General features: G+C 60.7%; 22 protein-coding genes and 1 pseudogene. 18 read left to right on the top strand and 5 right to left on the bottom strand.

Annotation, left to right across the window (positions count from 1 at the left end; translation table 11 throughout):
• Positions 1 to 209 precede the first annotated feature (209 nt).
• The 6 genes from QX204_RS27465 (at position 210) to QX204_RS27440 (ending at position 4062) form a co-directional block, all read left to right on the top strand.
• Complete coding sequence (locus QX204_RS27465; protein WP_022565909.1) at positions 210 to 854, top strand: TetR/AcrR family transcriptional regulator; 645 nt, start codon at positions 210 to 212, stop codon at positions 852 to 854.
• A gap of 93 nt (positions 855 to 947) precedes the next feature.
• The gene (locus QX204_RS27460; protein WP_101465753.1) at positions 948 to 1634 is read left to right on the top strand and encodes a TetR/AcrR family transcriptional regulator; all 687 of its coding nucleotides are present in this window, start codon (positions 948 to 950) and stop codon (positions 1632 to 1634) included.
• 43 nt (positions 1635 to 1677) lie between these two features.
• Positions 1678 to 2118, top strand: coding sequence for a PaaI family thioesterase (locus tag QX204_RS27455; protein ID WP_062984982.1), 441 nt, complete (start codon positions 1678 to 1680; stop codon positions 2116 to 2118).
• Positions 2119 to 2126: 8 nt separating this feature from the next.
• Positions 2127 to 3005: an alpha/beta fold hydrolase gene (locus tag QX204_RS27450; RefSeq protein ID WP_062984981.1), complete on the top strand. Its 879-nt coding sequence runs from the start codon at positions 2127 to 2129 to the stop codon at positions 3003 to 3005.
• 440 nt (positions 3006 to 3445) lie between these two features.
• Positions 3446 to 3580, top strand: a complete 135-nt coding sequence (locus QX204_RS27445) for a transposase (RefSeq protein WP_084503716.1) — start codon at positions 3446 to 3448, stop codon at positions 3578 to 3580.
• Positions 3581 to 3762: 182 nt separating this feature from the next.
• Positions 3763 to 4062, top strand: coding sequence for an IS3 family transposase (locus QX204_RS27440; RefSeq protein ID WP_063816137.1), 300 nt, complete (start codon positions 3763 to 3765; stop codon positions 4060 to 4062).
• Between the two features lie 83 nt (positions 4063 to 4145).
• Here the strand turns inward: QX204_RS27440 and QX204_RS27435 are convergent, their stop codons facing one another.
• Positions 4146 to 4418, bottom strand: coding sequence for a hypothetical protein (locus tag QX204_RS27435; protein WP_301903430.1), 273 nt, complete (start codon positions 4416 to 4418; stop codon positions 4146 to 4148).
• A 1013-nt stretch (positions 4419 to 5431) separates the two neighbouring features.
• On the opposite strand from QX204_RS27435, the gene QX204_RS27430 reads away from it, so the two are divergent.
• From QX204_RS27430 to QX204_RS27385, 10 genes are all read left to right on the top strand, one after another.
• Positions 5432 to 6166 (top strand): ABC transporter permease, encoded by a 735-nt coding sequence (locus QX204_RS27430; RefSeq protein ID WP_084503715.1) that lies wholly within the window; start codon positions 5432 to 5434, stop codon positions 6164 to 6166.
• Between the two features lie 9 nt (positions 6167 to 6175).
• Entirely contained in the window at positions 6176 to 7033 is an 858-nt protein-coding gene (locus QX204_RS27425) for an ABC transporter permease (protein WP_245915104.1), read from the top strand.
• A gap of 66 nt (positions 7034 to 7099) precedes the next feature.
• The gene (locus QX204_RS27420) at positions 7100 to 8092 is read left to right on the top strand and encodes an MlaD family protein (RefSeq protein WP_062984841.1); all 993 of its coding nucleotides are present in this window, start codon (positions 7100 to 7102) and stop codon (positions 8090 to 8092) included.
• On the top strand, positions 8089 to 9105 hold the full coding sequence (locus tag QX204_RS27415; protein WP_062984839.1) for an MCE family protein: 1017 nt from the start codon (positions 8089 to 8091) through the stop codon (positions 9103 to 9105). The genes QX204_RS27420 and QX204_RS27415 overlap by 4 nt, the downstream gene beginning before the upstream one ends.
• 107 nt (positions 9106 to 9212) lie before the next feature.
• Positions 9213 to 10133, top strand: a complete 921-nt coding sequence (locus tag QX204_RS27410; RefSeq protein WP_169812774.1) for an MlaD family protein — start codon at positions 9213 to 9215, stop codon at positions 10131 to 10133.
• Between the two features lie 131 nt (positions 10134 to 10264).
• A complete protein-coding gene (locus tag QX204_RS27405) occupies positions 10265 to 11239 on the top strand; it encodes an MlaD family protein (protein ID WP_169812773.1) in 975 nt (324 codons plus the stop codon).
• 20 nt (positions 11240 to 11259) lie between these two features.
• Positions 11260 to 12327 (top strand): MlaD family protein, encoded by a 1068-nt coding sequence (locus QX204_RS27400; protein WP_245914573.1) that lies wholly within the window; start codon positions 11260 to 11262, stop codon positions 12325 to 12327.
• Positions 12324 to 13280 carry an MlaD family protein gene (locus tag QX204_RS27395; protein WP_063816134.1) on the top strand — a complete coding sequence of 319 codons (957 nt, stop codon included), beginning with the start codon at positions 12324 to 12326 and terminating at the stop codon, positions 13278 to 13280. The genes QX204_RS27400 and QX204_RS27395 overlap by 4 nt, the downstream gene beginning before the upstream one ends.
• A 30-nt stretch (positions 13281 to 13310) precedes the next feature.
• Positions 13311 to 13943, top strand: a complete 633-nt coding sequence (locus QX204_RS27390) for a hypothetical protein (protein ID WP_084503714.1) — start codon at positions 13311 to 13313, stop codon at positions 13941 to 13943.
• Positions 13944 to 14082: 139 nt separating this feature from the next.
• Positions 14083 to 14880: an alpha/beta fold hydrolase gene (locus tag QX204_RS27385; RefSeq protein ID WP_169812772.1), complete on the top strand. Its 798-nt coding sequence runs from the start codon at positions 14083 to 14085 to the stop codon at positions 14878 to 14880.
• A 53-nt stretch (positions 14881 to 14933) separates the two neighbouring features.
• On the opposite strand, the gene QX204_RS27380 is transcribed toward QX204_RS27385, so the two are convergent.
• The 3 genes and pseudogenes from QX204_RS27380 to QX204_RS27370 form a co-directional block, all read right to left on the bottom strand.
• Complete coding sequence (locus QX204_RS27380) at positions 14934 to 15503, bottom strand: Rossmann-fold NAD(P)-binding domain-containing protein (RefSeq protein WP_062984825.1); 570 nt, start codon at positions 15501 to 15503, stop codon at positions 14934 to 14936.
• Between the two features lie 27 nt (positions 15504 to 15530).
• Positions 15531 to 15917, bottom strand: coding sequence for an NAD(P)H-binding protein (locus QX204_RS27375; protein ID WP_255284529.1), 387 nt, complete (start codon positions 15915 to 15917; stop codon positions 15531 to 15533).
• 237 nt (positions 15918 to 16154) lie between these two features.
• Positions 16155 to 16295 (bottom strand): annotated as a pseudogene (locus QX204_RS27370) (DoxX family protein); the annotation flags it as partial.
• Between the two features lie 236 nt (positions 16296 to 16531).
• Between QX204_RS27370 and QX204_RS27365 the strand changes: the two are divergent.
• Positions 16532 to 17071 carry a helix-turn-helix domain-containing protein gene (locus tag QX204_RS27365; RefSeq protein ID WP_062984823.1) on the top strand — a complete coding sequence of 180 codons (540 nt, stop codon included), beginning with the start codon at positions 16532 to 16534 and terminating at the stop codon, positions 17069 to 17071.
• Positions 17072 to 18441: 1370 nt separating this feature from the next.
• A complete protein-coding gene (locus tag QX204_RS27360) occupies positions 18442 to 20031 on the top strand; it encodes an ArnT family glycosyltransferase (RefSeq protein ID WP_301903421.1) in 1590 nt (529 codons plus the stop codon).
• A gap of 67 nt (positions 20032 to 20098) precedes the next feature.
• Here QX204_RS27360 and QX204_RS27355 read toward each other — a convergent pair whose 3' ends face one another.
• Positions 20099 to 21583 carry an MDR family MFS transporter gene (locus QX204_RS27355; protein WP_301903420.1) on the bottom strand — a complete coding sequence of 495 codons (1485 nt, stop codon included), beginning with the start codon at positions 21581 to 21583 and terminating at the stop codon, positions 20099 to 20101.
• Positions 21584 to 21882: the final 299 nt, after the last annotated feature.

The raw sequence follows: 21882 nt of genomic DNA, 5'->3' as shown, positions 1-21882 counted from the left end.
GTCGTCAGCCCGGACTTGCACCGGGGCGCCCCGTTGCGTACCACAGGAACGATGGTACTCACCTAGTATGATCGTTTCAATGCCCACGTCAGGGGTTTGAAAGTATGGCGTACGGAGGTTCATTGGGTGCATACTCAACGGTCGACCAACGACCCCTGCCCACATGACACCCGGCGACGTTGCCCGGCTCGAAGGATCCGATCACGACGATGAACTACACCAGGTTGCTTCTGAAGGCCATCGCGGTGATCCGGACGCCGTCGCCGTCTGGGACCTCGGAACGTATCCTCGACGCCGGGCTAAGGCAATTCGAGGTTGTCGGGATCAGCCGCACACGTATCGAAGACATCGCTCGTCGCGCACGGCTGGCACGTGTGACGCTGTACCGACACTTCCCGAGCAAGGGGCGCATTGTCGAGGCGGTGATTCTGCGAGAACTCGCCAGGTTCCTCGTTGAGTTGGAAGCAGAGGTGTCAAATCATCAGGATCTCGAGGAGAAGATCGTCGAAGGATTCGTTTTCACGCTGAAGGCAGTACGGGGGCACGCCCTGCTCAACAGGCTGTTGGAGACCGAGCCGGAGTCACTACTGCCGTTTCTCACGATCGAGGCAGGGGGTCTTGTCGCGACCGCGTCGAACTTTCTGGCCGACCAACTCGCGCAAGAAGTTGATGCTGCCCGCACGGATGTCGAACTTCACGTGGTTTCCGAGCTGACTGTCCGCGTGATCCTGTCGTTCGTGCTGACCCCATCGACCCGCATATCCCTCGATACCCCTGAGGGTGCGCGCCGATTCGCGCGCCGCCACCTCCTGCCTCAGCTGCGTGACGACTCAGTTGGCGGTAGCGCGACATAATGTCAGATCTGTATCGCTGCCCGGCCGCAGAGATGCGCACCGGTAGAGGACAGAGGGGGATGCGCTCCTCGACGAAGTAGCGGCATACTCGTTGTGGTGACGACGAAATCTGCACGTCGCGGCGCGCGATTCTCGGCCCTGGGTAGCACCCGGGATGCCCTACTTGATGCCGCAGAGTTCTGCTTCGAAGAGGTCGGATTCTCGGCGACGACGATGGAGGACATCGCTCGGCAGGCCGGCGTCTCTCGGGCCACCGTGTACCGGCACTTCGCGAACCGTGAATCGGTGGTCTCGGGCGTCGTCCTGCGGACGGCCGGCCGCTACCTCGACGGGATTGGCGGGCCACTCGCCGGACAGCCTGATCTCGCATCTGCCGTGCTGGTCTTCGTAGAGACCACTGTTCACGCCGCCAGCCGAGAGAAGTCGATTTCCGCTCTGTTCGTCAGCGATGATCGCCTCGCTGGAATCGGTCTGACAGAGTCCACATCGGTCGCCCTCTTCGAACTCGTCACCGAGTTCCTGCGACCGGTATTCACCCGTCACCGCGATGACCTGCAGCCGGGGATCTCAGTGGACGACGCCGCGGAGTGGATCCTGCGGACGATCCTCAGCCTGCTCACCGTGCGCGGCCCGAGACGGCGCAGCCCTGAGGGCCTACGCGCGTACCTTTGCCGCTGCCTCCTTCCTGCCATCGTCGTACCAGGGTCTACCGAATTGGATCGGCACCGCGGTCATGACGAGCGTGCAGATCGCAATCCAGGTGACACAAATCTGCAGTAGTGTCACCTTGGGGCAGGTCAACGCAGAGACGGAGGAGGCTCCGATGGAATTCCCGCAGTTCGACCCCCAAGTTGCTGGGCAGGTGCTCGGCGCGGCAACGGATGTGGGCGGCATCTCGGCATATCTCGGATTTCGTCATGCTGAACTGAGCGCCGGTCGGTTGATCGCCGAGATGGAGGTGCGAGACGAGCTCCTTACCCCCTTCCGTACATTGCACGGTGGCTGCCTGTCAGCCATGGTCGACCATTGCCTGGGTGTTGTCTTTTATCCGGTGATCCCGACCGGCTGCTGGGTCGCGACAACCGAGTTCAAGATCAATCTTCTGCGGCCGGTCACGGCTGGGGTATGCATCGCCACGGCAGATATCATTGCCCTGACCAGGCGATCGGGCGTCGCACGCATCGACATCACCAACGACGGCAGGCCAGTGTGTGCCGCTCAGGGGACCGTTACGATCGTCAGCGACGGGGGCGGCAGCTCGTGACGGAGGGCATGATCGAGATGCAGGTGCTGGCTCGTGACGGAATCACGCTGGCAGCCGACTACTATCCCCATGGTTCCAACCATCAGGTTGTGATCCTGTTGCATGGAGGTGGGCAGAGTCGTCACGCCTGGACCACCTCAGCGCTCCGCCTGCGCGATCGCGGCTACACAGTAGTTGCATACGATGCACGTGGGCACGGCGACAGTGACTGGGCCCCCGACGGACGATACGACGTCGAGCACCTTGTCGATGACCTGCTCATGGTGCGAGAACGATTCTGCACCGAGGACGCGCCCGCGGTCGTCGGAGCATCGTTGGGCGGGATGACCGTTCTTGCCGCGCACCTGCTTGCGCCACCCGAGTTGTGGGGAGCGGTGGTGCTGGTCGACGTGACCCCACGGATGGAATTCGATGGCGCTCGACGCATCGTCTCGTTTATGTCTGCGCATCCTGACGGATTCGCGAACCTCGAAAACGCTGCCGACGTCATCGCGGCATACAACCCGCACCGCGAACGACCGGTGCGGCTTGAAGGCCTTCACAAGGTACTGCGGCAACGAGCCGACGGTCGATGGGTGTGGCGATGGGATCCCGCCTTCATCACCAGTCGTTTCCAGGCGTTGCAACAGGACGCGTCCGCCGGTGCCGAGCAATTCGAGACGCTTGTAGAATTGCTCGTCGCGGGTGCGGGTCGAGTCGTCGCGCCGACTCTGCTCGTGCGCGGTGCCCTGTCCGATCTGGTATCGCATGAGACCGTTGCAGAATTCCTGGAAATTGTGCCGCACGCGGAGACGACCGATGTCTCCGGAACTGGCCACATGGTGGCAGGAGATGACAATGACGCATTCACGCAGGTTGTCACCGACTTCCTCGGACGCACCCTATAGGCCCGATCGCCTCCGGGAGTTGGGTGCTGGTCATGGCGTCTTTGCGCGACACCATTGCCAAGGGATCGACTGCTGACGGGCTGTTCTCTGATTGCAAGAAGGCACACCGCGACTTGCAAGGCCAGGCGGCTGAAGGGTGAGAGGCCCATCGGCCGCATATGACACCGGCCAGAGATAACGGGAGAGGCGCGGACTCCAGGTCGCTAGCGATGGCCAACTGGCGATACCGCGCGGCCTGGGCAGCATTGAATGTGCTCTCCGTTCGTGCTACTTGTGCTGGCACTAGCCTTGCCCGTTTAAGCCCAGTTCGGACAGTTTATAGACCAATCTCAACTGTGTCACAGAATGATGCAGGGCCGGCGGCGAACCGCCCCGGGTTGAGTACCGCTTTGGGCTGTCTCGGAATTCTGTCCGCTGAGTTGTGAGATTCCAACCGTTCGATGGAAGGATCTCCGCTCGTGCCGATGATGTACTCACCGCAGTTCCGTGAAAGCGCTGTCGCTCTGGTCGTCGATGAAGGAAGCAGGGTCGCCGACGTCGCCCATGATCTGGGAGTCACCGAGGCCACGCTGTAGCGGTGGAAACATCAGGCCCGCGGTGAGGCCCACGGGACGTCCACGGTCGAATCGGCGCAACTGAGGGATGCGCTGAACAGGATCAAGCAACTCGAGGAGGAGCTGCGAGCGACTCGGCTGGCCGCGAAGGTTTTCGACGACACCACGCTCGGCTCAAAAGGCGGTTCCCGGCTGTCACGACCTTGACCGGGCAAGGAATCAGCATCCGCACCGCCTGCCGTGTGCTCGGCGTGTCCGAGCGCGGCTACCGCCATCACGGCAACCGATTACCCAGCCAACGCCGACTGCGCCACGAGATGCTCGCCGAAACGATCCGGTCTATCCATGCGGCCTCGCGCGGCTGCTACGGCGTGCGCCGCATGCACCCCGAGCTCACCATCGGCATGGGTATCGAGGTTGGCTCTGGACGGGTGCGCTCGATCAAAGCAGCCAAACGTTGGGCTGGTGTGTCGCAGTCGAGAATTTTTGTGGACGGCCGGTGAGCTCCTCAGCGACCTCGCAGTGCGCATTTGGATTGTAGATGCGTAAGTCTATTCGTCGCGGCAGGTTCTGCCGCAGAGTACCATTAGTGTCTTCGTTGCTGTCGCGCTGTCGCGCTGTCGCGCTGTCGCGCTGTCGCGCTGTCGCGCTGCCGTGCTGCGCCGGGATCGGCGAAGTAGACGCGAATGTCGGTGGCCATGGGAAAGGATCGGTGCTCGGCTATCTCGGCATCCTGGTCCCGAGTCGCGGTGCGGTGGAGGGTCGCGGGTAGTTCGGTGCCGGCGGCGATGAGGCTGTCGCGGACGACTTCGGCGGTCCGTTCGGCGCCGAGGTGTCCGAGGACGAGATAGCGCTTCAAAGTTTCTGGATCGAGGAGCCACGAACCGGGCCCTGCCGCGGCCGCGGGAGTTTCGCCTGATGTCGGCTATCGGTGGGTTCACCGGGCTGGAGGCTCGACGCCGCGCCCGACGCCACGGGTGTGTATGCGGAGCAAGACGCGATGTTCGATACCTCGAGCTCTTCCGCAACCCTGTCAGCGGCGTCACAGCGGCATCGGAATGCTGACCTCGATGGAGTACGAGAACGCAACCATCGTGGCGTGAGGTCCACGACTCCGTGAAACCAGGGTAAGACCAGACCTAGAAGACCGGCCGAGCCAGATTCCAACATGGCTGGCGGAAGCACTCGCGTCAGCCATGCAGTTAACTGTGGTGTTGCTGCCACTATCTCGGTCACCTTGTGCGAGTGGTGATGGGCCAGGTCTTCCCCGGACCGCTCTCCCGGCAGATTCTGTTGTGTATGCATGGAGACGGCCCGAAAATGGAGTTACGGGAAGGCTTCGAGACGGTCGGGCGGCGACGAAGGGGCATATCGCGGTCGGTCAGACCGCGCTGATGGGTCTGGCGTGTCGGCGAGCTTGCATCCGGTGGAGGTCGCGAGCGACTCGAAATCCATCGCCAAGCGGCGATCGTCGGATCGAATCGCGAGTTTGCGGATCAATTGCTGTCACGCATCCGTTGGAGTCTGATGGTCTATTGACAGGGTGTGACCCAGGACGCATACTCGTACCTCAAGTATCTAGTACTTGCCGTAGCACACATGGAGGTGTCGTGGTCGTGATGGCGCACTTGGTCACAACTCAGCAAGGCACAGCTTTCCGGCCAGCACCAGCCGAGCACGTCGAGTGCAAGATCAGCCGAACCGATGCGTTCTTTGCGCCCGCCGCGACGTCGGGCAACGATGCGAGAGACGAGATGGGAATCTGCCGTGGTGCCTGCGCGTAGTGAGTTGTCGGCGTCGGCCCGAGTAATTCGCGAGAATTTATCCGGAACAGTGGTCTCTGGCCTCCGAACGTTTGGTCGGACTACGCGGATGGCGTATTCAGCCGTGCTGGGTGCCGCGAGTGACATTGCCGGATCTAAGTTTCAATGGCGTGAGGCGCTGTATCAATCCTGGTACTTGATTACTGTTACCGCAATTCCGGCAATCCTAATGGCCGTGCCATTCGGGGTTATCGTCTCGGTTCAGGTCGGGAATCTGATCCATCAAATCGGCGCAGATTCACTGCTCGGTGCAGCTGGCGGTTTGGGGGTAATTAAACAGGGTGCCCCCATGGCGACAGGATTGTTGCTGGGCGCGGCTGGCGCGGCCGCGATCGCGGCCGACTTGGGCGCCCGCAACATCCGTGAAGAGATCGACGCCATGCGAACAATGGGCATAAGTCCTATGCATCGCCTCGTAATTCCTCGGATGGTGGCGATGATTCTCGTTGCACCGATGCTCAATGTCTTGATCATCTTCGTAGGGGTCGTGGCGGGATATGCAGTCGCGGTCGGTCCTCAGGGGGTGACGCCCGGAAGCTATTGGGGAACCTTCGGATCCTTCACCGTAATGGCGGATATCGGCGTGTCGATTGTCAAGTCTGTCCTGTTCGGCTTCATCGTCGTGATGATCGCGTGCCAGCGGGGTCTTGAGGCCAAAGGTGGTCCACGTGGAGTAGCGGATGGCGTGAACGCGGCGGTTGTTCTCTCCGTCGTCTCTGTCGCTGTCGTGAATCTATTGGTCACTCAGTTGGTCTCAATGTTCCTTCCAACAAGGCTGGCATAGATGTCGGAGATGAAGTACACCCCCCCGCGGCTAGTGAAGGCCCGGCGAACTGCGACGTCACTCGGGCACCGTGTCGTTCCGGTGGAGCTCCTAGGTTTCGTCCTCAATTTCATCTGGCAGGCATTGTCGGCGATACCGTTCACGCTCAAACGATATCGAGCGGAGACAATGCGCGCGATCACGGATATGACGTGGGGGCAAGGCTCGATCATCGTGGGCGGTGGAACGGTCCCGATGCTGGTGGTGCTGGGACTGGTCATCGGCGGCTCGGTCGGCGTCGAGTCATTCGCGACTCTGGATCTCATCAGTATGGGGCCAGTGTCAGGCATTGTCTCAGCCTTCGCCAACACCCGAGAGCTGGCGCCGATCGCGGCAGGAGTCGGATTCGCCGCACAAGCTGGGTGTCGTATAACAGCGCAAATTGGATCGATGCGGATCTCAGAGGAGATCGACGCCATCGAATCGCTTGGATTGCGATCGATACCTTTCGTGGTAACGACCAGGATTATTGCCGGCGCGGTCGCCATCGTTCCGACTTTTCTTATTGCTCTAATCCTCAGCTATGCGGCGTGCCGGACTGTGATCGTCCAGCTGCACGGCCAGGCCGCAGGTGTCTACGATCACTACTTCTATCAATTCATCAGCGGGTGGGATATCACTGCTGCGGTGATCAAGGTTCTTGTATTCGGAACGGCTGTAATTTTGATTCACAGTTATCAAGGGTTCTTCGCGACAGGCGGTCCGGAAGGCGTCGGAATTGCGTCCGGCCGCGCCGTCCGGGCAAGTTTTGTGGCGATCATCAGTCTGGACATGGTATTGACCATGCTCTTGTGGGGTGTCAACTCCGCGATCGAATTCACAGGGTGAGCGCCGATGTCTCGATATGAAATGCCGGGAGTATCGGCAACAAAGCGATCGTCGATTATTGTCGGTATGGTCGCCGTGCTGACGGCACTGTCAGTAGCGGCCGCTTGGACAGTTGGCAACGCGGCCCGCGGCGACAACCGAATGCTTGTGGTGTTGCGCACCGAGAAAATCGGAGACGGCGTCGGGGTGGGTACGCCGGTGCAGTTCGACGGTGTCGGCATCGGTGCCGTCACTGCCATCGGTTCAGGTGATGGGGCGAAACAGGTGACTTTGATGCTTGATCGAGCAAACTCGAGCGGGCTCACCGACAGCCTTCTCGTAGACTACTCGCCGTCTAATCTTTTCGGTATCAGCGAGGTTGCGCTGAAACCGGGCGTTGGGGGCGCGCCCCTGCGAGACGGCGTTGTTATCGACCTGACGGGTCCTCGATCTGACAGGCAGCGAGATGCGACCATGGGTGTACTGATTCGGACAGTCGCCGAGACCACGGGAAGCCTTCTTACCCCGGAACTCACCGACGTGCTGGTGCGGGTTGCTACAGCGGCCCGCCAATTCACGCCACTCATGGAGGCGATTGTGGTATCCGGCCGGAACGTTGCTGAGACACGCTCTGTGCCGGTATCGGAGTTGCTGGAACAGTATGGCTCGATGCTTGTCGGCAGCGCATCGATGATCGACGGCACGGTAGGCCTGATATATCGGCTCACCACCATCGAGATTCTGAATAGCCAACGCGAGCTATTCGACGCCACAGTCAGTGTTGTAGGCCAACGCTTCTTCCCCGCCCTCGCAGGAACGCTATTCACGGCGCAGGCTCATCTGTCAGAGTACGCGGTAATGCTCACGCCGGTTCTTGCAAGTGGCAGCCGAATGGTTTCGACGCCTGGTGTTTCGAGCATGCAACTCTCCGAGATACTGTCGCGTCTGGATCGGTCGTTCACGTCGACACCTAGTGGCCCGGCACTGAGTATCAAACTGATTCTCGATCTAGTGCCCGCGATTGCGGCGTCCTCGCCGGGAACGTTCGTTCCGTCACCGTATTCCGGAGGTGGTCGATGAACAGGCATGGCAGCCTATTGGTGGTAGTCGCGAAGCTCGCGGTTTCTGTAGTCGTGATCGCAGTGCTGCTCGCAGCAATCGCGCAGACTGTGCAACGCCCCGTCTCAGGAGGGACTAAGCAGTTCTCATCGGAATTCGTCGATGCGAACGGTCTCAAGTCCGGAGACGATGTTCGGATGAACGGTGTCCGCATAGGCAAAGTGCTTTCGATCTCACTTGAGGATGGTCGCGCAATCGTTACGTTCATGGTCGAACGCGATCGGAATTTATACGAGAACACCGTCCTGGCGATACGATATCAGAGTCTGGTGGGCCAGCGTTACGTCGATGTTCAACAATCATCGCCAGTCACGGCGGAGTTGGCGGCAGGCAGTAGGATCGGGGCTTCCAGAACCATCCCGTCATTCGACATCACAGCCCTATTCAACGGGCTGAAACCGGTTCTGAGCGAGTTGTCGCCAGCAGCAGTAAATAAGTTCGCTACTAACATGATCGCCGCTATAGAAGGAGACGGCTCGGGTATCGGTTCGGTTCTCGACTCTATCCAGACGTTGTCCAGCTATACGATGGACCGACAGGCAGTGATTACCGCATTGGTGGCTAATCTGAAAAAGATATCTGACCATCTCGGCGGTCGATCCTCACATCTGGTGCAGCTTGTTTCGGAGCTGTCGGTGGTTGTCTCAACGCTACGTAGCAAGGTGGATGGAATCGTCGAATTCGCTCTTATGGCTCCAGACGTGATCGCGCCGCTGAACAGCCTCCTCGACGCGATTGGGTTGACTCCTGGTAGCAATCCGGACGCCGATACGCTGCTGCGGGCGATATTTCCAGATCCTCAACAGGCAGTCGAAGTACTCCGAAAACTGCCAGCGATGCTCCAGACCCTGAATAGTTGGATTCCGTCCGATAGTCCTGTCGTGAACCGAAACTGTTCGAACGGGAACGTAGACAGTCCGGATCCTTTCCAGGTGATGATCACGGGACAAAGGATATCGATATGCAAAGGATGATAGCCAAACTAGTAAGGATAGCCGGGAGATTCGCTGGCTGGGCGCCAACGGCCGCCTCATCACGTGATTTGCGGGAATTGCGATGGGGCTTCGTCGGAGCGTTCCTGATGGGTGTCGCGTTGCTAGCGAGCGTTTTGGTGTACGTGGTGCCATTCGGCCAGTCGACGTACTGGGCCGAGATGTCGGAACTCGGGTCCATAAAGGTCGGCGATGACGTCCGTATCGCCGGTGTTCCGGTCGGTGCCGTGAAATCGATTGAGCTGCGTCGGAAGGACGTCCGCGTGAGCTTTACGATTGACGATGATATTTTCATAGGCGATCAGACAAGTCTCGACGTCCGAATGTTGACTCTGATCGGTGGGCACTATCTCGCCGTGACATCAGCAGGGACTTCATCGCTTCGCGCCCCGATACCTTCTGACAGAGTGCATCTCCCATACAGCCTCGGTCGGACCTTTCAAGATGCAGCACAGCCGATCGCGGATATCGAGGGCGACACCTTACGGCAGAACTTGACTAACATGAATCGCGCGATCGCCTCCGGGCCGGCAGGGATCCAGCGAGCAGTCGATGCGTTCACATCGCTCGTCGAAATTCTCGACCGTCAGAGTCGGGACGTGTCGGAAACGCTTGCGATGGCCGACGAGTACATCAGTGCGATCAATAACTCGAAGGCGATCCTCGGGGAACTAATCGCAAGTGTCAACCTTATGGAGACGGTGGGGCTCGGCAAAAGGGCTGAGATTTTCGAGGCAGTCCGGTTGATGGAACAGCTTCTGTCTCGGATCGCGGCACTCGAGCCGGTGTACCGGTCAAGGCTGGATTCCATCGCCCGAAGTCTGGCCGAGGTCATACCCGAACTGAACCGTCTGGGCGAAGGTATGGGGCAGATCATCACAAGCACTCGGGACTTGATGTCGAGACTGCAGCCGATCGCTTCCTCAGAAGATGGCGTCGTTGTTGACCAGTCTGCATCAGTTGTCGTTGCGCAATCGGTTTGTATTCCCGTCCCTGGAAAGGACTGCTAAGGATGAATAGGATTCTGGCCTCCCGCGGTCTCATATCCGTCCTGGGCGTCGGGGCTATGTGCACGATATTGGTTGCTGGGTACTTCGCGGTACTCAATCCGCCCAAGACGATGCGGCACTACTGTGCAACGATGCCGGACGCAATTGGGCTGTACACCGGAAACCACGTCACCATTCGTGGCGTCAGAGTTGGCACGGTGACGCACATCGAACCCCGTGGTGATGCGGTGCAGGTTGGTTTCGAGGTGGACGCCAACTATTCGCCGCGTGGTGAGGTATCGGCCACTACCCTGTCAGACACCATCGTTGCTGATCGCTCCCTTGCTATTCTCGACAACAGCGAATCCGATGCTGAATGGGATCCCCGGAAGTGCATTTCCCGTACATTGACTCCGAAGAGCATGACACAGACACTCGATGCGTTGGGTGCCCTCGCAGCAGAAATCGACAATGGGAGTGATCCGGCACAGCGAGGGCAGCTATCCGAGGAAATCGCCGCACTCGACAGCTCGTTGTCCGGCACCGGTCCGAGAATGAACGAAATAATCCGCACACTCGATCGAGCGCTCGGCTCTTCCAGCGCTGCCGCCGGACACCTCGGGGCACTCATAGATTCGCTGCACATCTTGATGAATAGTGTCGCGCGTGGATGGGGAGATATCGAATCCATGATCACCCGTTTGGCGCCGGGGCTGGCGGTGATCGACCACGGAATCTTCGCGCGAACAGTCTCGATCATCGACTCATTGCGAATTATCGTGCCATGGCTGAACGAAATCACCACCATGTTCGGTGACCAAATCCTCCAAGGTCTCGATGCGACAGTTCCCCTCGCTCGCCTCGCTAGCGCGAATATCGGTACAATGAGGGACATTGTCGACATGGCGCCGCCGCTGCTGCAAGCCTTCGTGGACGTAACCGACGCGCACAGCGGTCGACCCGTTCTGACGTATGCAGCACCTAGGGTGGCCATGCCCCAAGCTGATGCTGACCGAATATGTGCTGCGATCGGCCTTGTCGCACAGGGCCGTTGCGATACTGCCGAGGACGGGTTGACGAATGTGTCTCTGATTCCCTTGGTGCTCGGAGTGGCAGGTGCGCGATGATTAATCTGAGAGTACATGCGGTGGCCATTCCTTCCCGGACCTGCCTGACGCAATTCGTGACCGCGGCCGCTGTGGCACTTGTATGCCTTGTCCCCGGCTGCGGATTCGATCCAGCTGCGATTCCTGTCCCTGGGACTGGGATATCGGGGGACCGCTATGGTATCCGAATCGAGTTCGCCAATACGCTAAACCTGCCGTCACAAGCACGAGTGACGGTCGACGGTCTACGTGCCGGAATTGTCCGCGATGTTGCGGTGATCGATGCCGGGAAAGATAACGACGGATACGTCGTGGTCGACGTGGAAATCATCGAATCGGTGCGGTTGCCTGTTGGAACTACGGCTGAGCTCCGCCAGCCGACCATATTGGGTGACGTCTCCATAGCGTTGATCACGCCGGAGGCCGACGGAGGTGGCCTCATCGCGCCGGGCTCCACAATCGATCGAGGACAAACTAAGCCGTTGCTTCAGGTTGAGGACACCATGAACGTCTTGGCGACCTTTGTCCAAGGGGGTGGAATACAGCAGGCTCAGGAGATCATCAACCGCGTGAACTCGGTGCTTCCGGCGGATACACGGGAGACTGCCTCGATCTCGGAGGTGCTGGGTGCCGATATCGAAGACTTGGCACAGCACCTGGATGCTGTCGACGCCTTGCTGGGTGGACTGCGGGCCAGTACCGATGCTGTGCTGAGCCGAACACCCGAGTTGGAGTATCTGCTTACAGATTCTGGAGTGGATCAGGCGGCTGCGTCGATGACGTCCATGATCGGTTTGATCTCACTGTACGATGGATTCACGCTACTGGCAGATTCCCTCCGATGGATCGGTCCACTGGCGCAGTCAGGCGACGCGGCTGCCCGTGCCTTTATACCACTCCTTTTCACGTCCCGGCCGTTGGACCTCTCAGCCCCGTCGAACTTGAACAAGATCATTGCGTTGTTGCGCGAAAAGGTCATTCCATTCGTGGAGCACGGACCGAAGGTTAATGTTATCGGCCTTGAGACTGCCGAAGGCTCTCCCGGATCCGAAGCCGACCGGATCGCTGGGATTTTATCGGCATTGCGTATGATCGGAGCAGTGCGATGAAACTGAGTTCGGCACTATCCCTCGTTGCGATCATGTCGGTTTTGACTCTGGGCGTCGGTTATCTCGCATTCGGTGTATTGCGAATAGATGTCTTCAGCGACTCGATCAACGTGACGTTGCGTGTTCCCCAGGCGGGAAGTCTGCTGGTGGGTTCACCGATACTTCTACGTGGTGTGAAGGTGGGAGAGATCGCGTCGATAGAGAAAGTCGAACGTGGTGTCGAAATGCAACTAGCCCTCGAGTCGAGATACCGAATTCCGGCAACGGGGACCGCGACAGTCGAAGACCTATCAGGTCTCGGTGAGCCGTATATCGAGTTCGTGCCCAAGAACGGCGCCGGTCCCTACCTAACCGATGGCCAGCGCCTCGACGCGGTACAAGTAGTACTGCCCCGTTCGATTCCAGACGTGGCGCAGACTGTTACGGGGCTGCTTGAACAACTGAATCCACAGGCGATCAGCAACATCGTCAAGACGTTGGATCAAGCGCTGACGGGAACAGACACCGTTATGCCGAGGCTGGCAGCCTCGACGACACTGTTGTCGGAGACGATTCTGAGTAGGTCGCCCGCCATCCGCAGCATCCTCGTCGATCTACAGACGATGGGCGCGGACATGGCTTGGGCCGGGCCCGGGATGGAAGCCGCTGGTCCCTTGTGGGACGAGGCAGGAATGTGGGGTGCTCTCATCGCCGATTCCATCGCCCGGCTGGCCCGTATCGGCACCATGCCGGACGACTACTTGCAAGGCAACGGCGTCGTACCTTTCCTCGGCGAGGTCACGGAATATCTCAGCCGCATTGGACCCGACTTGCAAGAATTGGCACCAGCCGTTCAGCCGCTGGCGGACAGCGCGGCGATGTCCATACCACAGATAGACATAAGCGATTTGATATCACGTGCTCTCAGCGCGACTGGAGACAGTGCATTAAATGTGCGTATCGGCATCAAATAGGACTGAAACACGCTATCCGAGGAGATATTCATGCCCATAGAAACCGCTGACAACATCGACGGCCGAACGGAGAGCGTATCCAGTAAGTTGGATATGCCGCCAGAGTCGGTCGTAGAGATCAGGAACCGGTTTGGTCCGGGAAGAACGCTGTCGGTGGACTTGCGCTCGATCATTGTCGGGGTGATAGTGGTAACACTTGTCGTTGGGATGTCTGTTAGCTTTTTGTTGTGGCTCTCGACGAGGAATGAGCTGCGAGAAACTGACTCCATTGCGTCCGCGGAAGAAAGGGCTGAAGAAGTAGCCTCCGAGTACGCTGTTGGCGCGTCCAATATTGATTATCAGAACTTCGATGGATGGGTACGTAATCTGAAATCGAATACTTCCCCCGCCCTAACGAACAAGTTCGACCTCACTGCCCCTCAACTCAAAGACATAGTACTTCCGCTTAAGTGGAGTTCGAACGCGACCCCCATCGCCGCGAAAGTGAAATCGGAAGACGCTGGTGTTTATGTTGTGAACGTCTTCTTGAGTGTGACATCGACCAGTGTGCAGACCCCGGAGGGTGCGCAAACAACCGTCACCTACACGGTGACGCTAGACAAGAACGCGGATTGGAAGATCACGGATGTCGGCGGTGTTGACATGGCCCTTCCGATCAAGTAGCCGGCGACACTGTCAGTAGCAGGGAACTGAAATAATGACCTCGAAATCTACGATCTTTGTTGCTCCCCGAAACTACACGCTGGAGCGGGACTCTGGGCCTGCTTTACATATCGCCGAGTGGGGATCGACGAGCCCGAGAGTGACAATCATCCTGGCACACGGGTTGGCTCTTTCTCATGGGAGTTGGGAAGACGTCGCACAACTGGTCGTCACGGCGGATCCCACCGTACGTGTACTCGCCTACGACCATCGAGGACACGGGCAGTCGCAATCTGCTCCAGCGAGCCTGGAGCTTCTCGCCGACGATCTCGCTGCAGTCATCTCCGCATATGCACCCGTCGGCCCGATCGTGCTCGGCGGTCATTCCATGGGCGGAATGACATTGATGGCGTTGGCCGAACGCGACAGCATGGTGCTCGAAGCGCGAGTCGTCGGCGTCGCGTTCGTGGCGACTGGAGCCGGAGATATCCTCGGACGACTGATGCGCCGCGGGTTCTGGTCATGGTTGGTATCGCTGGCGTTGACTGTGGCACCGCTTCTCGTGATCCCTTCCCGGCCGCTGCTCATCGTGCGACAGCTGACACGCGCCGTCTTGTTCGGGTACCGACCATTCCGCCACGACCTGAACCGAGCGGTAGGGCAGCTGGCGAGCAGCAATCCTCGCAGCGTCGCACAGCTGACTCGTTCGATCCTGTCCCATGATCGGTACTCGGCACTGGATCGATTCGACTGCCGTGTCGTCGTATTCGCAGGTTCGCGAGATCTGTTGACTCCCGTTTATCACGCTCGTGCGATACACCGTCGCGTACCAAGGAGCGGCCTGGTCATCTTCCCGAACTCCGGACACTTCCTACCCTATGAACGTTGCGGTGAGATTGCGGCCCACCTACTGGGATTGACAATGCCAATGGCGTACTCGGACAGCGACGTTGCATAGCGGCATGGAGGCTCGAGTTCGTCGTAGGCCCAGCCGGTGTCGCCGGACAGCTCTTAGGTCTTGCCCTGATGCTCCTCGGTGGTGACCACAACGGCGATGATTTCAGCCAGATTCCGGCGCGACGCCGAAGCGACCACACCGTCGCCGGTGCTCGACAGCGGCACCGGTCTCGCGAACGGTGGGGATGATGTCGCGGCCGTAGTTCTCGCTGTACCAGCCGCTGCGCAGGATCGTGAACGACACCCCGCTGGCACGCACGCGTCTTCTGTGGGCAGGTGCATGGCCGCGGTCGACAGCGCGGTGTCGTCGGCTTTGAGGCCGCTGGTGTAGATGATCCGCGCGGCACCGGCTTTGGCGACGGCAGCGATCTCCTCGGTGTGCTGGCGGTCGCGGTTGGCCAGGGCGGTGCCCGAGATCAGCACGAACATATACACCGGCGTAATGGTGGTGGGGTCGTCGTAGTCGATGACCGCGGTGTGCACCCCTCGGGCGGCGTGGTCAATGATCTTGGCCAGGTCGCGGGCACCGGCGATTACCTCGGCGGGGTCGGTGCTGCGGTCGAGGACGGCTTCGACGGCTGCTCGGCCGAGGTGACCGCAGGTAACGGTGATGACGATGGACACAGGTCTCCGTTCAGGTTTCGACGGTGGTCAGTTGCTGATGGCGGCTGCGCGATGCAGGTAGCGACTCTCGCCGATCTGATCGGCGGTGAAGGCGGCGATGCCGGCGCGGGTGATCGCGAAGCCGAGCTTGTCGGTGCCGAAGAACCTGACCGGATATGGCCCTTCGGTGCACAGTCCTTGGGGGGCGATGAACCGCACGATCGTCCTATCCAGCCCCGAGGGCATGATCTTGTTCGACATGCCGGTGATCTCCTCGTAGGCGCGGGGCATGAACGTGCGCGGCATGAACTCGATCAACCCGGTGATCAAGGTCGGGGACCCCCGCGGGTCCAGTACCGCAGGAGTGGCGTGGCCGATGAAGCGGCCCACACCGTGACGCTTCATCGCCGCCAGGATGTGGCTGGTGCCCTCGATCAGCGGGGTCCCGGTTGGCTTTGCGGTCCATGCTCGGGCCCAACGCGCTGATCACTGCATCGGAAACCTCGCCGACCACGACTTTCACCTGCTCACCCCAGCGAGAAGGGATCTTGGCGGGTTGTGGGCGTAGGCGGTCACGGTCTGCCCGGCCGCGAGCAGCCGTTCCACCATCAGCGAACCGGTGGCCCGAAAACAGTGACATTCATACGAGTCCTCCTTCGGGAATCGGGGTGGTCAGGAGGCGTAGGGGCCGAAACGTCCCCAAGCGACGAACACCGCGGCTTCCAGCAGGGCAAGGTTGAACACGATCGCGGCGGGCTCCTTCCAGCGCGCGTGGGCCACCATTGCCAGCGCCATGATCACCGCGAGGCCGACCGCGGCGCTGAGACGTCGATGCCTTCAGCTTCTACCGCCGCAATACTCCGTTCGTTTTCCTCGACACCACCGCCGAGCGGCTACGGTTCGATGCACCTCACGACCTCGGGCACCTGTGTATTCACGGCATTCATGCTGTGCCGCACGGGTGCGAGGCAGAAGCTGCGGCGATCAGTTCGCTAACGCGTTGCTCAAGTCGCCATGATGTTCTATCGGTGGGACTGCGAAACCCTAGCGTGGCGCAGGTCATCCGTGCCAAGGCTCGATGGAACGTGTCCGCGACAGCGCTGGCGAACCGGCTGCATGCGCTGGGTTTGATAGCTGACTGGACGTATCGCGCAGCGTTGGTGGAATTGAGCAAGCGCGGAGTCCGCTCCGCGCGCCCAGGCTCGGCGCTTGTCCACGAATCGTCACAGGTGCTGGGTAAAGTGCTCGCCGGCCTGCATGGGCAAGGGATGACGGTGCGCGACATTGCCAAGGAGTTCGGTCTCACTCCCCAAGGGGTGACCGAGTACCTGTTCGGACTGACGACGACCCAGCACGAAGGTAACGGGTCCGGACGGTCGCGGATGGATCGCTTCGCCCGTGCCTCCCTGTCGTGCGAGATTACGTATCTGCTGGGTGCAGCGCCGAGAACATTGCGTTGCAGGGTGTGCGCACGGCAGAATTTCTCGGACTTCTCGGCGTGCGCACCGGTCGAGTGCGGGTGCACACGGTCAGTTGCACTGTGCGCACGGCTGAACGAGCGTGCGCACAGTGTCGATCTTGGGGGTTAACGTGCGTATGCACCCTGATCGGGGGAGCACAGGATCAGCTGTGGTGGGGCGGGTGAATCCAATCGCGCGAGAAATGGCTGTTGTCCCAGCTCTCGATGTCGTCGGGCGGGCGTCGGCCACCTCACGTTGCGTGCTCTGAAGGCGCCTGCCGCGCAGGCGTGGCCTGGCGGGGATCGTGGGGGTCGGCGCCACGGCATTAGCGTCAATCGGTCTGCGATCGTGGCTCACGTGATCTTGGCCCCGCTCGCCGGAGTAAGAGCTTTCGTCCCTCGATCTGCTCCCCGTACAGAGGACGATCGTCGAGAGCCGTTGATGCCGTGTAGACGGCTCCTGCATGTGAGCCATTCGGGAACTCAGCTCGACTTCTCTGCTTGTCCGCACGGCGTCTTTCGAGAAGGTCGTGAGTGCGATGCTCGGGTGTGTGACGCGCGATCGCTGGGTGCTAGTGGCTGTCGGCGATGCGGCGTTGCGGCGAGATACACGGCTCGGCCAGAAGGTGGTGTGTTGATCATCACGTGTGGATCGGGTCGGGCGGGGCCGTGCCGATCGCTCGTATGGCTTGGCACACTCTCAGGCGGCCTCGATCTGGGGTGCGCGATCGTCGATCTCGACGCAGGGCGAGTGGCTCTCCAACGCGGTGGCAGCGGGCGGGGACCCCACTATGTCACCACTAATTTGGCTGGACACGCCGTTGTCGAGCGTTGTCCAGCGTTGTCGATAGTTGTCGTATCGGAGCGTATTTCCCCAGGTAGGCATGCTGATTTGGTAGACGATGGTTGCCCAGAGTGGGCCACGGTTGTCTATGCCGCGCGCTCCGAGAAGGTCAGGGGTTCGATTCCCCTTAGCTCCACCCCAGAAGGGCCCGGTCACCGACCGGGCCCTTTCTCTGTTCCTGGCCGACATCGGCCCGCTCCTTCGCTGCGGCGCGCACTCTAGGCGTGGCACGGATGGATCGCATGCCCCTAATTTCTATGGCACTATCCATTGATGATTATTTACTGGTGAGTAATAGTCTTCTTCATTTCCGGTTGCGTAGCTGTCGAATTGCATTGTGAAAGATTCATTTTGCTGTACAGCGGTGAATTCAACTTATTCACAAATCGGATAAACCGTAATACTGGTCACATCGGTAACGCTGACCACGTGGTAGCCGATACACCAAAAATGGCTGTTACCGTGCAGGTCGATGCATTTGCGGACCCTGCTGAATGGCAGTAACGTTCCGATAAATCACATGATCCGCGCAGGACCGCGAGCGCTCGCTCACCAAGTTCGCTGCCGGGGAGGAATCGTTTCACCAGCGAACAGATGTGACGCCACCATCGGGAGGGGCGTCGAACGCGTCTGTTGGAAAGCGTCAGAGGCAGTTCATGACAGCGGTCATCGAGGCTCGTACCGAGCCCGAAGAAATACCGAATACCCATCCGTCGTTCGCCTATCGTGGCGTCGCGCTGATCGCTTCGATCGCCGCGATAGCGCTGACGGCAACGGCGGGCCGTTACGACTACTTCGGTGACGAACTCTACTTTCTCTCCGCCGGACGGCGACTCGACTACACCTACGCCGATCAGGGCGTGGTGGTGCCCATGTTCGCGTGGATCGCCGACCAGCTCGCACCGGGATCGGTGATAGCCCTGCGCTTCCCGGCTGTCCTGATGTGCGTGGGCGCGGTAGTCGTGGCGGCACTGATCGCCTACGAACTCCGGGGCAGCCACCGCGTTCAGATGCTCGCCGCGGCGGCGTACGCGTTGTCGGGACTAGCGGCCAATCAGGTCGTGCTGAGCACGTTCTCCTTCGATGCCACCTTCACGGCCGTGATCACCTGGCTGTTCATTCGCTGGGTTCGTACCCGCCAGGACTGGCTGATCGTCGTCGCCGGACTTGTTGCCGCCCTGGATATGCAGGTGAAGTGGATGATCCCCATCGTCTGGGCGTGCCTCGGCATGGCGGTCATCCTGTGCGGCCCCCGCGACATCCTGCGCCGCCCCGCGCTGTGGGTGGCCACCGGCATTCTCGCCTCGTCCCTGATCCCGATTCTTTACTGGCAGTCACAACACAATTGGCCGCAGCTGGCAATGGGCGCGGTCATCGGAGCCGAGCAGGACGCCACCGGTTACGGCCCGGTGGGATTTCTTCCGCAGTTTCCGATCTTGGCCGGCATCCTGGGCACATTGCTGCTCGGTATCGGACTCTGGGCGGCTTTCAAACAGGAGTCACTGCGCCCGTATCGATTCATCGCGGTGGCACTTGTGATCATGACCGCATTTGTCATGATCACGCATGGGCGGCCTTATTACCCGGGTGGTCTGTTTCCCGCCATGTTCGCCTTCGGCGCCGTCGGCCTCTGGCAATACGACCGGAAACGGTGGATGAATGTGGCGCTGGTTCCGATCGCCGGAATCTCGGTGCTGACGACCATCGTGACACTCACGGTGATACCCCTCGCGCCCAGTTGGCGCACACAGGCCGAGGATGCGATCGACCTCGGACTCCGGACGGCATTCTTCGGAAACACCAATTGGTCGTTGATGGTCTCCGCGGTCAACGACGGCTATCGCACGCTGACGCCTGCGGAAAAGGCAGACGCCGTCATCGTCGCGCAGGGCTATCCGCAAGCGGGTGCCGTCGAACAGTTCGGCAGGCAGTACGGCTTGCCCGCCACGTATAGCCCGAGCCGTGGCTTCGGCTTCTTCGGCCCCCCACCGGACTCGGCGACGTCGGTGGTCTACGTCGGACTCGACACCGCCGAACACGAACTGCGCACCCGTTTCACCGAGGTGGAGCGCGTAGTCCACCTCGACGATCCCATGGGCATCCCCGGTATCGACCGTATGACCGCGGTCTGGGTCTGCAAGGGCCCGAAGCAGCAGTGGTCGACCATGTGGGATTCCATGACCACGCTGTATTTCGATCTCGGCCTCTGGCGAGACGGCCGGACCACAACCCGACCCACGCACTGAGCGAGGACGACACAAACGAACCCCCGGCCGCGCAGGCAGCCGGGGGTTCGTCGTTCGATCCGGGAGGTCAGTTCTTGACCAGCTCCGGCTCGTCCGCCTCGTCCTGCACGGGTGTGGCGTGCGGGTCGGTCGCCGCGCGGTTCGGCAGCAGGACCGCCATGGCGATCACGATCAGGGCCAGGGCGGCCGAGATCAGGAAGGCCAGGCGCATGCCGTCGAGGGTGGCGTCGGCCACCGGGGTGCCCTCGTCGATGAGCGAGGTGCTGCGGGCCGACATGACGGTGACCACCAGCGCGGTACCGAAGGCGGCCGCCACCTGCTGGATGGTGCCCAGCATCGAGCTGCCGTGCGAGTACAGGTGCATCGGCAGGGCGCCGAGGCCAAGGGTGAACACCGGAGTGAACGCCGCCGCCAGCGACACCATCAGCAGGATGTGCAGGCCCAGCAGCTGCCAGTACGGCATGTCCATCGAGATCTGGGTGAAGCCGGCCAGCGAGGCCGCGATACCGATCGAGCCGGGGATCACCAGCAGCCGTCCACCGAACTTGTCGAACAGCTTGCCGACGGTCGGGCCGAGCAGACCCATCGCCAGACCACCCGGCATCACCAGCAGACCGGTCTCCAGCGGGCTCAGACCGCGCAGGTTCTGCAGATACAGCGGCAACAGGATCATCGAGCCCATCATCGCCAGGAACGCGATCGACATCAGGACCAGTGCCTTGGTGTAGGTGCCCTGCAGCAGGACGCGCAGATCCAGCAGCGGGGTTCCGTTGCGCTGCAGGCTGATCTGACGCAGCGCGAACGCCGCGATCAGCGCGACGCCACCGGCGGTGATCAGCGCGGCGGTGGTGTAGCTGTCACCGTGGAACTTGCTCAACCCGAACACCAGTCCACCGAAGCCGAGAGCCGCCAGCGCCACACTGGGGAGGTCGAGCGTGCCGGGCTGCGGCTCGCCGACGTTCTCCAGCTGACGCAGACCCAGCCAGGTGACCAGACCGGCGATCGGCAGCATCACCACGAACAGCAGCCGCCACGAATCGATGCCGGGGATGTCGATCTGCAGGATCAGGCCGGAGATGACCGGGCCCATCGCGGGCGCCACCGAGATGGCCAGGGTGACGTTGCCCATCACGCGACCACGGTCCTGCTCCGCCACGACGGTCATCAGCGTGGTCATCAGCAGCGGCATCATCACTGCGGTGCCGCCCGCCTGGATGACGCGGCCGACCAGCAACACCGCGAACGTCGGCGCGAGCGCCGAGATCACGGTGCCCGCGATGAACACGCCCATCGCGGCCGCATAGGCCTGCCGGGTCGTGACCCGCTGGAGGAACCAGCCGGTGGTGGGAATGATCGCGGCCATCGTGAGCATGAACGCGGTGGAGACCCACTGCGCGGCGACCTCGGTGACATGAAGATCGCTCATCAACCGCGGAATCGCGTTGATCATGATGGTTTCGTTGAGGATGACGACGAAGGTCGCGAGCACCAGCACGCGGATGACGGTCGGTGTCTTGCCCTTCGTCGTCGGCGTGGATAGATCGGCTGGCATCGGGGTGACCTCCGGAGGACATGGGTTCGGCGGGGTGTGAGCTGTGGCCCGATGCCGAGTCGACGACGTCCCGGCACCACAAGAGAGAAGACGGATTCCGTCGGTCCAACTCATCGGGCGCCGGTCAGTATTCCGGGCGGGTACGACACAAATCACCTGGTTTTTCGGATTCGCGTCAGCGGGAACGCAATGAAAGCCGCAGGTCCCGGGGATATCGAAGCGAATCTCGCGCTCGATGGTGAGCCTGGTCACTGCCTGATTCCGACCTGCGGCGCGCCGGTGTGTTCCCGGAGTGGCGC

It is taken from the genome of Nocardia sp. PE-7 (assembly GCF_030486425.1).
Classification (GTDB): Bacteria; Actinomycetota; Actinomycetes; order Mycobacteriales; family Mycobacteriaceae; genus Nocardia; species Nocardia salmonicida_A.
Note: the sequence above shows the minus strand (reverse complement) of the source record. Positions and strands in the feature narration are given on the sequence as shown.

Excerpts from the sequence above, each read along its gene's own strand:
- QX204_RS27465 (WP_022565909.1), top strand. The coding sequence starts at position 210 with ATGAACTACACCAGGTTGCTTCTGAAGGCCATCGCGGTGATCCGGACG.
- QX204_RS27455 (WP_062984982.1), top strand. The coding sequence starts at position 1,678 with ATGGAATTCCCGCAGTTCGACCCCCAAGTTGCTGGGCAGGTGCTCGGC.
- QX204_RS27450 (WP_062984981.1), top strand. The coding sequence starts at position 2,127 with ATGATCGAGATGCAGGTGCTGGCTCGTGACGGAATCACGCTGGCAGCC.
- QX204_RS27445 (WP_084503716.1), top strand. The coding sequence starts at position 3,446 with ATGGAAGGATCTCCGCTCGTGCCGATGATGTACTCACCGCAGTTCCGT.
- QX204_RS27430 (WP_084503715.1), top strand. The coding sequence starts at position 5,432 with ATGGCGTATTCAGCCGTGCTGGGTGCCGCGAGTGACATTGCCGGATCT.
- QX204_RS27425 (WP_245915104.1), top strand. The coding sequence starts at position 6,176 with ATGAAGTACACCCCCCCGCGGCTAGTGAAGGCCCGGCGAACTGCGACG.
- QX204_RS27420 (WP_062984841.1), top strand. The coding sequence starts at position 7,100 with ATGGTCGCCGTGCTGACGGCACTGTCAGTAGCGGCCGCTTGGACAGTT.
- QX204_RS27415 (WP_062984839.1), top strand. The coding sequence starts at position 8,089 with ATGAACAGGCATGGCAGCCTATTGGTGGTAGTCGCGAAGCTCGCGGTT.
- QX204_RS27410 (WP_169812774.1), top strand. The coding sequence starts at position 9,213 with ATGGGTGTCGCGTTGCTAGCGAGCGTTTTGGTGTACGTGGTGCCATTC.
- QX204_RS27405 (WP_169812773.1), top strand. The coding sequence starts at position 10,265 with ATGCCGGACGCAATTGGGCTGTACACCGGAAACCACGTCACCATTCGT.
- QX204_RS27395 (WP_063816134.1), top strand. The coding sequence starts at position 12,324 with ATGAAACTGAGTTCGGCACTATCCCTCGTTGCGATCATGTCGGTTTTG.
- QX204_RS27390 (WP_084503714.1), top strand. The coding sequence starts at position 13,311 with ATGCCCATAGAAACCGCTGACAACATCGACGGCCGAACGGAGAGCGTA.
- QX204_RS27360 (WP_301903421.1), top strand. The coding sequence starts at position 18,442 with ATGACAGCGGTCATCGAGGCTCGTACCGAGCCCGAAGAAATACCGAAT.
- QX204_RS27355 (WP_301903420.1), bottom strand. The coding sequence starts at position 21,583 with ATGCCAGCCGATCTATCCACGCCGACGACGAAGGGCAAGACACCGACC.